We start from the raw sequence: 10,004 nt of genomic DNA on the forward strand, positions 1-10,004 counted from the left end.
GAAGCCGGGCCCGTCGGGCGACGGGGTCGGGAGGACTCACCGGGATTGCATGGCGGTCAGCGCTTCCGAGGAGTAGAAACATATCCATGAGCACGACAGCCCTGGTCCTCGGCCCCATCCTGCGGTACGTCGACGAAACCTCGGCGAGCATCTGGGTGGAAACCCGGGACGCCGCATCGGTCATCGTCCGCGCAGACCGCACCTCCTGGGAGGCACGCACTTTCGCCGTCCACGGCCACCACTACTCACTGGTGGAGGCGACGGGGCTCCAGCCGGGTAGCGTCACTGCCTACACCGTGGAAATCGACGGGCTGCGGGTGTGGCCGGATCCGGAGCGGAAGCCCGCGTTTCCGGCGTCGACGATCGCCACCCGCACGCCGGGCGAACCCCTGTTGCTCGCCTTCGGGTCCTGCCGCACGAGCGTCCCCCATACCCGGGAGGGCAACATGACCCACGGCATCGATGCGATGCGCGCCTACGCGCTGTCCATGGCGCAGGGAGGCGCCTCCCGCCGGCCCGACATGATCCTCTTCCTCGGCGACCAGGTCTACGCCGACTCCACCAGCAAGGAGATGCAGCAGTTCATCCGAGGGCGGAGGGACATCGAGGAGGACCCCGGCGCCGAGCTGAAGGACTATGAGGAGTACGCCCACCTGTACAGCCTGGCCTGGTCCGACGACGCCAACCGCTGGCTGCTGTCCACCCTCCCGAGCGCCATGATCTTCGACGACCACGATATCCGCGACGACTGGAACGCCTCCACGACCTGGAAGCAGGAAATGGAGGCCACCTCCTGGTGGCAGGACCGGATTGTCGCTGGGCTGGCGTCCTACTGGGTGTACCAGCACCTCGGCAACCTGTCGCCGGAACGGCGTGCGGAGGATGAGATCTGGCAACGGGTCGTCACCCATTCCGACGAGGACGAACTCGACCTGGGCGACGAGCTCGATGCCTTCGCCGACCGGGCGGACAAGGACCCCGCCAGCTACCGGTGGAGCTATTTCCGCGACTTCGATGACACGCGCCTGATCGTGGTCGACTCTCGGGTGTCACGCGTGCTGACACCCGATGCGCGCGCCCTGCTCAACGAGGAGGAGACGGCCTGGCTGGACAGCAAGATGGTGGGGGGCTTCCGGCACCTGCTGGTGGGAACCTCGCTGCCGTTCCTGCTGCCGCTGGGACTGCACCACATCGAGTCATGGGACGAGGCCCTCGCGCAGGGTGCGTGGGGCAGGCTGGGCGCACGACTGGGCGAGAAGCTGCGGCAGGGCATGGATCTTGAGCACTGGGCTGCCTTCCAGAACAGTTTTCGTGCCGTGGCCCTCATGGCGACGGAGGTGGCGGACGGCAAGCGTGGACCTGCCCCGGAGACGGTCACCTTCCTGTCGGGAGATGTCCACTTCTCGTACGTCGCGGAGGTGGACAGGACTTCGGGCAGCCGCATCCTCCAGGCGGTCTGCTCCCCCATCCGCAATCCGCTGCCCCGGCTCCTGCGTTCCTCCACCGCCATCCTGTCCTACGGTGTCGCAGCACCGCTCGGGGCGCTCGTGGCACGCTCCGTGAAGGTTCCCGACCCGCCGTTTCGCTGGCGGAACATTCGGGGGCCGTGGTTCGACAACAATCTGGCCGCGCTGGAGGACACCCCTGAGGGGCTCACTCTGTCGTGGCAGACGGGAACCGTGGACGACGGCGACCATCTCCACCCCGGGCTGAAGGAGGTCGCCGCGATGACTGTGCCGGCGCGTGGGACTGTCGACGAGGTGCCGGGAGGGGACGCGGTGCCGGAGGTAGCCCTCCCGGCCCACAAGGCCGCACGGGCGCACAGAGGAAGGCGGCGGTAGGAACCATGCGCCTTCCCGTGATGCCGCCCGTCGCCCCGATGCTCGCGAAATCAGTGCCGGCGATTCCTGCAGGTCCGCTGTGCTTCGAACCGAAGTGGGACGGGTTCCGGGCCCTGATCTTCCGCGACGGTGCCGAAGTGGAGATCGGGTCCCGGAACGGCAAGCCCCTGACGCGCTACTTTCCCGAACTTGTCGCTGCGCTGAAGGACAACCTGCCCGATCGCTGTGTCCTCGACGGCGAGATCGTGCTCGCGGTCGGCGGACGGCTCGAGTTCGAGGTGCTTCAGCAACGGATCCACCCGGCAGCCAGCCGCGTGGCCCTGCTGGCAGAGGAAACCCCCGCCGGGTTCGTCGCCTTCGACCTGCTCGCCAGCGGCAGCGAGGACCATACGCGGAAACCCTTCAGCGAGCGCCGCGCGCTTCTTGAGGAAGTGCTGGCCGCGTCCCGGCCGCCCATCTACCTCACGCCGGCAACGGAGAATTCGGAGGTGGCGAAGCGGTGGTTCGCGGAGTTCGAAGGCGCCGGACTGGACGGCATCGTCGCAAAGCCGCTCGACGGCACCTATGCGCCCAACAAGCGGGCCATGTTCAAGATCAAGCATGAGAGGACCGCCGACTGCGTGGTGGCCGGTTACCGTCCGCACAAGTCCGACGATGCGAGCATCGGCTCCCTGCTGCTCGGCCTGTACTCCGGCGACGGCGGACTGGCGGCTGTGGGCGTCGTGAGCGCTTTCCCGGCCGCGCGTCGGAAGGAGCTGTTCGCCGAGCTGCAACCGTTGGTCACCGCTCCCGACGATCATCCGTGGTCCCCGGCCAGGGAACCCGGCGGTGGCCGTACACCGCTCGATGCCGAAGGCAGCCGGTGGTCGGGCGGCAAGGACCTCTCCTTCGTCGCGCTGCGCCCGGAGCGCGTGGTCGAAGTCCGCTACGACCATTTGGAGGGCGATCGTTTCCGCCACACCGCCCAGTTCAGCCGGTGGAGGCCGGACCGCGACCCTGCGTCCTGCACCTACGCCCAGCTCGAGGAGGCGCTCACCTTCGACCTCACAGAGTTCCTGACGAACCGACCCCGGCGCTCAGCCACCGACAGCGGCAGCGGTACCGCTCAGGGCGACAGCGATACCGCCGAATAGAGGAAACCCGCTGCCCCGGCGAGACAGGCCCCGATCACGCAGGCGAAAAGACCGAGCCAGACGACGGCGGGAACGCCGCTGCGCTGGGCAAGGAGGTATGCGTCCGAGGAGGCGAGTTCCGCACGGCTGCGCAGGTGGACCCGCGTCACCTTGAACCAGTCCTTCACGGCGCCGACGAGGAGCGCAACGCCCGTTGACAGTGCCGCGTAACCGGTCAGCTGGGGGCCGGCGTACCAGACGAGCGCCGTCGAGAGCCCCACCAGCAGCCCGGCGACCACGAATCCCTGCAGGTTACGGATGAGGAAGACCAGCGCAAGAAGCACCAGGGCGCCGAGGGACAGTGCCACCGACGCGGCCCCGGAAACAGCGGCGCCCACCAGCGCCACCCCCACAAGGGCCGGCACCGGGTACCCCCAGAACGCCGTCCACACCGCGCGCCAACCGCCCCTCCCCCGGGTCATGGTGACGCCCGAGTGGTTGAACCGCAGCTCGATCCCGCTCACGCGCTGCAGCGACACCAGGGCGGCAACCGCGTGTCCGAGCTCGTGGACAGTGGTCACGAACAGACCGAAGTAACGCCAGGATGCCGCAGGCAGCGACAGCGCGACGGCGGACCCGAGGATCGCGGCAAGCTGCAGTGCGCCGATGGCCGGCGCCGGAACCAGCGAGAAACCCCCCACGATGAGCCCCCACCACGTGGAGGCGAAGTCGGTCATGGACAAATCGGTCATGAAGCGTGCACGTTTCCGGGAAGCAAGAGAGCTAGTTCCTGCCCATTCGTTCGGCGATGCTGCGAACGCCGCGCAGGGTCTCCTCGAAGGAAGTCGACAGCGGCGACAGTCCCAGGCGTATTCCGGAGGGATTCCGGTAGTCCGGAATGACGCCGGCTGCCCACAGCTCGGGCACCATGTCCGCGAAGCCGGGGTGGTCGATGGTGATGTGGCCGCCGCGCTGCCCTGCGGTTCGGGGAGAAGCCACCACCACGCCGTGATTGCCGAGCAGTTCATCCACCGCCCGGACGGCGAAGTCGGTCAGGGCCATCGATTTTGCCCGGACCTCTGCCATTCCCGCCTCAGCCAGGACTCCCAGCATGTCCTGCATGGCGAGCATTCCCACGATGGGCGGTGTTCCCGAGACGATCCTCCGGATACCCTCTGCGGGCTCATAGGACCCGCCCATAGCGAACGGATCGGCGCTGCCCAGCCAGCCCTGGATGGGCTGGGAGAAGTTCGGAAGGTGCCGCGATGCGATATACGCCCAGGCGGGAGCGCCGGGACCACCATTGAGGTACTTGTAACTGCAGCCGGTCGCGTAATCGACGCCCCAGGAGTCGAGCTCCGCCGGCACGGAACCCACCGAGTGGCTGAGATCCCACAGCGCCAGCGCTCCGGCGGCGTGGACAGCAGCCGTGATGCCGGGCACGTCGGCGCAGTGCCCGGATCGGTACGCGACGTGGCTCAGCACCACGAGCGCGGTCGCCGGTCCGACGGCGCCCGTCACCCCGGCAACGGTGGCTCCGGCGTCGTACTGCGTGTCCAGCCACCGGATGGTGAGGCCGCACTCGCGCGCGATCCCCTCCATGATGAAGCGGTCGGTGGGGAAGTTGTCGCGGTCGATCACGATTTCCGAACGTCCCGGACGGGCAGATATCGCGGCGCGTGCCAGTTTGTAGAGGAGGACACTCGTGGAATCCGCCACGATGCACTGGCCCGGGGCCGCGCCGAGTGCCACTTCTCCCAGCAGGTCGCCGATCCGCTCCGGAAGCGACAGCCAGCCCTCGTCCCACCCCCGGATCAGCCGCCCGGCCCACTGCGAGCGCACGAAGTCCGACAGCGTGTCGGGCGTTGTCGCCAGCGGCCGGCCGAGGGAGTTTCCGTCGAGATACGCGACGACGTCGCTTTCCTCGGCGGTCAGGAAGCGCTTGCGGAAGTCGGCCAGGGGGTCCTGGGAGTCGAGCTCGCGAGCCAGGAGCAGCAGGTCCATCATCTGCCCAGTCTAGGCGGAGCGCTCCACGCGGCCGGTGAAGTGCGGCCGGCTCCTCTCCCGTGACCAGCCGACGATGTCGGTCCGGACTCGGCCGGCTGGTGTGACGTCAGGGTGGGCGCTTCCGGTCCCGCCGGCGCCGCCGGGCCTGCTGCGCCCTGGTAACCCTGACTCCGGGAGCTGCTTCCCCTCCCGCGGTGTGCCCTGCAGGTTTCCGGATGGAGTTGCATCGGTGAACGCGACGGCCACCATGCCCGGCAGGAGCACAGGGGTTGCGAAGTCGATGCTCCAGCGCAGGTCGTCGGTGGGGCCGGGGCAGGCCTGGGCGAGCATGCGGGCCGCAAGGTACATGCCGTGCGCGATGGACCGCTTCATGCCGAGTGCCTTCGCCGAGAAGGCGCTGAGGTGGATGGGGTTCCAGTCCCCCGAGACGGCGGCATAGCGCCGTCCTGCACTGCCGTCGAACCGCCAGACGGCCGTGGGTACGGGCGGCGCGAACGGCGTCTCGGCCGGGCGGTCCGGCGTCGGTGTGTCAGCGGTAGCGGGTAGCAGCACGCTGCGCGTCAGGTAGACCGAGCGTCCGGTCCAGACAGGGACACCCTCCACCGACACCTCGGTGACGACGTCCACCTGCGTACCCGCACGATGGGCCCGAAGGTTCTCCGCGGACGCGACGATGTCCAGCCGCTCCGACACCGCGATACTCCTTGACTGCTGCACCGTGTTGCCCAGGTGCACCATGCCGAGCAGCGGCAGCGGGAAATCGGGCCGTGCCAGCAGGCTCATCGCGACCGGGAAGGCGACCGCGTGCACGTAGGCGGACGGCAGCGTGTCCCGTGCGGGCTCGCCCAGCAGGTGCTGGAACGCGGTCAGCGCCCGCGCCTCCACGCGTACGCCGTCGGCCCGGTACCGTATCTCGGGCACAGTCAGGGGCACGGCCGCGCCACGGAAACGGCGCCGCGCCGCAAGGAGCACCGCGTCCCGGTACAGCGCGGGCAGGCCAGGAACCTGCCGGAGGACTACCTCGCTCATGCCCCCACCAGGTTCTGCCCGCACACCCGCACCACCTGGCCGTTGATTCCCGCAGCGGAACCGGAGGCGAGGAACGCCACGGTTTCGGCGACGTCGACGGGAAGCCCGCCCTGCTGAAGGCTGCTCAGCCGCCGCGCCACCTGCCGGGTCAGCGGTGGAATCTTCGCCGTCATCTCGGTTTCGATGAAACCGGGAGCCACAGCGTTGATGGTGCGTGCGGTTCCTTCGAACTCCACTGAGGTGGCACGTACCATGCCGATCACGCCGGCCTTGGAGGCGGCGTAGTTGCTCTGGCCGCGGTTCCCCGCGATACCGCTGGTGGAGGCGAGGCTGACGATTCTTCCGTCCGGCGCGAAGACCTCGGACGCAAGGACCGCCTCGTTGATGCGCAGCTGCGAGGTGATGTTGACGTTCACCACTGAATCCCAGCGAGCTGCGTCCATGTTCGCGAGCAGCTTGTCCCGCGTGATCCCGGCGTTGTGCACCAGGATGTCGAGTGCGCCGTACCGTGCTGCGACATGGGCGAGGAGGCGTGCACCGGCGTCGGGCGTGGTGATGTCGAGCTGGAGGGCGGTGCCGCCCACCCGGTTGGCCACCCGGGCCAGCTGCTCCCCCGCGGCCGGAACGTCCACGACGACGACGTGTGCTCCATCCCGGTGCAGCACCGCGGCGATCTCGGCGCCGATTCCCCGGGCGGCTCCCGTGACCAGCGCCGTCCTGCCGGCGAGGGGCCGCCCAGGATCACCGTCTCCGCGGCTCCCGGCAGCCGACGCGATCGGCGCCGGGCCCACGGGGAGGAACTGGCCGTCCACATAGGCGCTCTTTCCCGACAGGAGGAACCGCAGCGCCCCGAGGACGTTCGGCTCGTCCACGCGCGCCGAGCGCTGGAGGATGATGCCGTTGGCGGTGGCCCCTCGACGGAGTTCGCGGGCCACGGACCGGATGGCGCCGTCGATACCCTGCCGCGCCGCCGCCTGTGCCGGACCGGTTGACTCCCCGGGGGCGCGAAACAGGCCGATTACCCGGCCACCCGCAGCCAGGAGCCGGACAGCCTGGCCCAGCTCGAGCATCGGTGCAGCGAGATCCATGGGCGCCGACACGTCGTCGAGCACCACGATTGCAGCACTCAGCGTCTCGCCCGGAAGGGCGTGGCGTCGGATCTCCAGATCCCAGGCCAGCAGTTCGGCCGCGAGGGCGTCGGCGCCGGGACCGGAACCGACGACGAGTAGCGGATGGTCCGCGAGGGCTTCCCCCGGCGTGTGGCGCCGGAGGACAGCGGGCCGCGGCAACCCGAGGGACTTCGCGATCCTCGCGGGCAGCGGATTATTGATCAGCTCGAGGTAGGTGTCGGCCATGATCAGCGCGCCTCGAGAATGGCGACGACGCCCTGTCCGCCTGCAGCGCAAACGGAGATGAGTCCGCGCCCCGAGCCCTTCTCCGACAGTGCCTTCGCGAGCGAGGCGACGATCCTGCCGCCCGTCGCTGCAAAGGGATGGCCTGCGGCGAGTGAGGAACCGTTGACGTTGAGTTTGGCACGGTCGATGGTCCCCAAGGCCCCCTCGAGGCCCAGCTGGTTGCGGCAGAAGTCGTCGTTCTCCCAGGCGGCCAGCGAGCTGAGGACGGTGCCGGCAAAGGCCTCGTGGATCTCGAAGAAGTCGAAGTCCGCGAGGGTGAGGGAGTTGCGCTGGAGCAGCCGCGGCAGGGCGTAGACCGGAGCCATGAGGAGCCCCTCCTTGCCGTTCACGAAGTCCACCGCCGCAGCCTCGGCGTCCACCACGTTGGCGAGCATGGGCAAGTTGTGCGCCCGGGCGTAGTCCTCGGAGCCCAGCAGCACCACTGACGCGCCGTCGGTGAGTGGGGTGGAGTTGCCCGCCGTCATGGTCGCCGGGGTGGGCAGAGCTTTGCCGAACACGGGTTTCAGCGTCGCAAGCTTCTCCAGCGAGGTGTCGGCACGCAGATTGGCATCCTTGGTGACGCCACGGTACGGGGTCACCAGATCCGAGAAGAAGCCCCGCTCATAGGCTGCGGCGAGATTGGAGTGGCTGCGGAACGCCAGTTCGTCCTGTGCCTCGCGGCTGATCTCCCAGGCCGCCGTCGTGAGGGCCTGGTGCTCGCCCATGGACAGCCCCGTGCGCGGCTCACCGGTGGTCGGCGCGTTCGGGGCGAGGTCCTTCGGGCGCAGCCCTGCCAGCGTCCTAATCTTCTGCTGCGTCGTCCGGGCGCGTGAGAAATCCAGCAGGACGCGCCGGAGTCCTTCACTGACAGCGATGGGGGCGTCCGAAGCGGAGTCCACTCCGCCCGCGATTCCGGAGTCGATCTGTCCGAGCTTGATCTTGTTCGCAAGGCCCACCACGGTTTCAAGCCCGGTGGCGCACGCCTGCTGCACGTCGTAGGCAGGGGTTGCGGGCGAGAGCGCCGACCCCAGTACCGCCTCACGCGTGAGGTTGAAGTCACGGGAGTGCTTGAGGACCGCTCCTGCCGCAACCTCCCCGATCCGCTCCCCCTGCAGCCCGAAACGCGCCACCAGGCCGTCGAGTGCGGCGATGAGCATGTCCTGGTTGGAGGAGTAGGCATACGCTCCCCCTGACCGGGCGAAGGGGATCCGGTTTCCGCCGATCACCACTGCCTGGCGGACGGGAGCGCTGGTGGGGCTGGCCTGTTCTGGCATGGAGGATCTCCTGGTGGTTCTCGGTGGACACGCGTGGGTTATCGATACCAAGCGTACCTGATACGCTAAGTATCATGAACTCAGCCGCACTGTTCCCGGGCGTTTCCGGGCGCGCATCGACACGCGGTGCTGTGTCCGCTCCTTCGGACTCGCCGCCCGGGGACGGTCGCTCCAGCAGGTGGAAGGATCACCGCACAGCCCGCCGCCGTGCCCTGATCAAATCCGCGCGCCGCGCGGTCGATGTGCTGGGGCCGGGGGCGTCGATGGAGGACATCGCCGCTGCGGCTGATACGTCCAAATCCGTCTACTACCGGTATTTCGGCGACAAGACCGGCCTGCAGCGGGCAGTCGCCGAGGTGGTCCTCAGCCAGATGCAGCAGAAGGTCCTCGACGCCGCCCGCCAGGCCCCAGGCCCGCGCGAAGGATTGTGGTCCATGGTGTTCACCTACCTGCAGATGGCCCGGACCTCGCCCCATGTCTACGCGTTCGTGACCAGCTCCGGGACTTCCGAGCCCGCAGGCAGCACCGGCGGGGACCGCTCGCCGGACACCCTCGCCTCCTTTCTCGAAGCGACCACGGACATGATCGCCCAGCCGATGGCCTCCTATCTCCTTGCGGCGCACGGGCCCGACGGGTCCGGCGATGCCGCGTACTGGCCGCGCGCCGCGATCGGCATGGTGAGGGCCGCGGGCGAGATGTGGCTTTCGACCGCCGACGGCCCCGGCAAGCCGACCGAGGAACAGCTGGCGGACCAGATCACCGCCTGGCTCTTCGACGGCATCGGCCACGCCGCACCCTCCCCTCGACCCAGCAACCCGTGAAGGACACGCCATGACGCAGACAGCCGTCCGCCAGCAGCTCCAGGTTCCCGCCACCGCCGAAATCCGGGACAACGATGACGCAGTGGTGGACACCGCGGTCCTCGGTGAACTACTCCTCGGCAAGTGGGCGAACGTCCGACGGACCGCGCGTGAACTCGCCGGCCGTCCCGAGATCCAGAAGATCGAGGGCCTGTCCGCCACGGAGCACCGGAAGCGCTGCTTCGACCAGTTGCACTACCTCGTGGAGCAGCAGGCAGTGCACCGCGCCTTCCCCAGCGCCCTCGGCGGAGCTGACGACCACGGCGGAAATGTTGCAGGCTTCGAGGAACTCGTGGTCGCAGACCCGTCGCTGCAGATCAAGGCAGGCGTGCAGTGGGGCCTCTTCGGTTCCGCGGTGATGCACCTCGGTACCCGGGAGCACCACGAGGCGTGGCTGCCCGGCATCATGAACATGGACATCCCGGGGTGCTTCGCGATGACGGAGACGGGTCACGGCTCGGATGTCGCGAGCATCGCGACCACCGCC

At 68.7% G+C, this 10,004-nt stretch carries 9 protein-coding genes; 4 read left to right on the top strand and 5 right to left on the bottom strand.

Annotated features, from left to right (window positions below):
- The first annotated feature begins 86 nt into the window (after nt 1–86).
- Together Y704_RS21150 and Y704_RS21155 are read left to right on the top strand one after the other, a co-directional pair.
- Nucleotides 87–1,841, top strand: coding sequence for an alkaline phosphatase D family protein (locus tag Y704_RS21150; protein ID WP_081747637.1), 1,755 nt, complete (start codon nt 87–89; stop codon nt 1,839–1,841).
- 5 nt (nt 1,842–1,846) lie between these two features.
- On the top strand, nt 1,847–2,974 hold the full coding sequence (locus Y704_RS21155) for an ATP-dependent DNA ligase (protein WP_051477026.1): 1,128 nt from the start codon (nt 1,847–1,849) through the stop codon (nt 2,972–2,974).
- Here the strand turns inward: Y704_RS21155 and Y704_RS0112880 are convergent.
- From Y704_RS0112880 to Y704_RS0112900, 5 genes are read right to left on the bottom strand one after another with little or no spacing between them, the layout of a single operon-like run.
- Nucleotides 2,947–3,705, bottom strand: a complete 759-nt coding sequence (locus tag Y704_RS0112880) for a M50 family metallopeptidase (protein WP_051477027.1) — start codon at nt 3,703–3,705, stop codon at nt 2,947–2,949. The two genes, Y704_RS21155 and Y704_RS0112880, sit on opposite strands and share 28 nt — an antisense overlap.
- 31 nt (nt 3,706–3,736) lie before the next feature.
- Complete coding sequence (locus tag Y704_RS0112885; protein ID WP_026550420.1) at nt 3,737–4,960, bottom strand: kynureninase; 1,224 nt, start codon at nt 4,958–4,960, stop codon at nt 3,737–3,739.
- Nucleotides 4,961–4,969: 9 nt separating this feature from the next.
- Nucleotides 4,970–5,989, bottom strand: coding sequence for a MaoC family dehydratase (locus Y704_RS0112890; RefSeq protein ID WP_026550421.1), 1,020 nt, complete (start codon nt 5,987–5,989; stop codon nt 4,970–4,972).
- Complete coding sequence (locus Y704_RS0112895; protein ID WP_026550422.1) at nt 5,986–7,344, bottom strand: 3-oxoacyl-ACP reductase; 1,359 nt, start codon at nt 7,342–7,344, stop codon at nt 5,986–5,988. The genes Y704_RS0112890 and Y704_RS0112895 overlap by 4 nt, the downstream gene beginning before the upstream one ends.
- A gap of 2 nt (nt 7,345–7,346) precedes the next feature.
- A complete protein-coding gene (locus Y704_RS0112900) occupies nt 7,347–8,657 on the bottom strand; it encodes an acetyl-CoA C-acetyltransferase (protein WP_026550423.1) in 1,311 nt (436 codons plus the stop codon).
- A 74-nt stretch (nt 8,658–8,731) separates the two neighbouring features.
- On the opposite strand from Y704_RS0112900, the gene Y704_RS0112905 reads away from it, so the two are divergent.
- Nucleotides 8,732–9,478 carry a TetR/AcrR family transcriptional regulator gene (locus tag Y704_RS0112905; protein WP_081747638.1) on the top strand — a complete coding sequence of 249 codons (747 nt, stop codon included), beginning with the start codon at nt 8,732–8,734 and terminating at the stop codon, nt 9,476–9,478.
- Between the two features lie 10 nt (nt 9,479–9,488).
- A partial coding sequence (locus Y704_RS21160; RefSeq protein WP_035772707.1) for an acyl-CoA dehydrogenase family protein occupies nt 9,489–10,004 on the top strand: 516 nt, incomplete at its 3' end.

The organism is Arthrobacter sp. Br18 (genome assembly GCF_000520555.1).
In the GTDB taxonomy this organism is placed as follows: domain Bacteria; phylum Actinomycetota; class Actinomycetes; order Actinomycetales; family Micrococcaceae; genus Arthrobacter_D.

Bases quoted from the DNA above. Each gene is read 5' to 3' on its own strand.
- Y704_RS0112895 (WP_026550422.1), bottom strand. From the start codon at position 7,344: ATGGCCGACACCTACCTCGAGCTGATCAATAATCCGCTGCCCGCGAGG.
- Y704_RS0112880 (WP_051477027.1), bottom strand. From the start codon at position 3,705: ATGACCGATTTGTCCATGACCGACTTCGCCTCCACGTGGTGGGGGCTC.
- Y704_RS0112900 (WP_026550423.1), bottom strand. From the start codon at position 8,657: ATGCCAGAACAGGCCAGCCCCACCAGCGCTCCCGTCCGCCAGGCAGTG.
- Y704_RS21155 (WP_051477026.1), top strand. From the start codon at position 1,847: ATGCGCCTTCCCGTGATGCCGCCCGTCGCCCCGATGCTCGCGAAATCA.
- Y704_RS21150 (WP_081747637.1), top strand. From the start codon at position 87: ATGAGCACGACAGCCCTGGTCCTCGGCCCCATCCTGCGGTACGTCGAC.
- Y704_RS0112885 (WP_026550420.1), bottom strand. From the start codon at position 4,960: ATGATGGACCTGCTGCTCCTGGCTCGCGAGCTCGACTCCCAGGACCCC.
- Y704_RS0112905 (WP_081747638.1), top strand. From the start codon at position 8,732: ATGAACTCAGCCGCACTGTTCCCGGGCGTTTCCGGGCGCGCATCGACA.
- Y704_RS0112890 (WP_026550421.1), bottom strand. From the start codon at position 5,989: ATGAGCGAGGTAGTCCTCCGGCAGGTTCCTGGCCTGCCCGCGCTGTAC.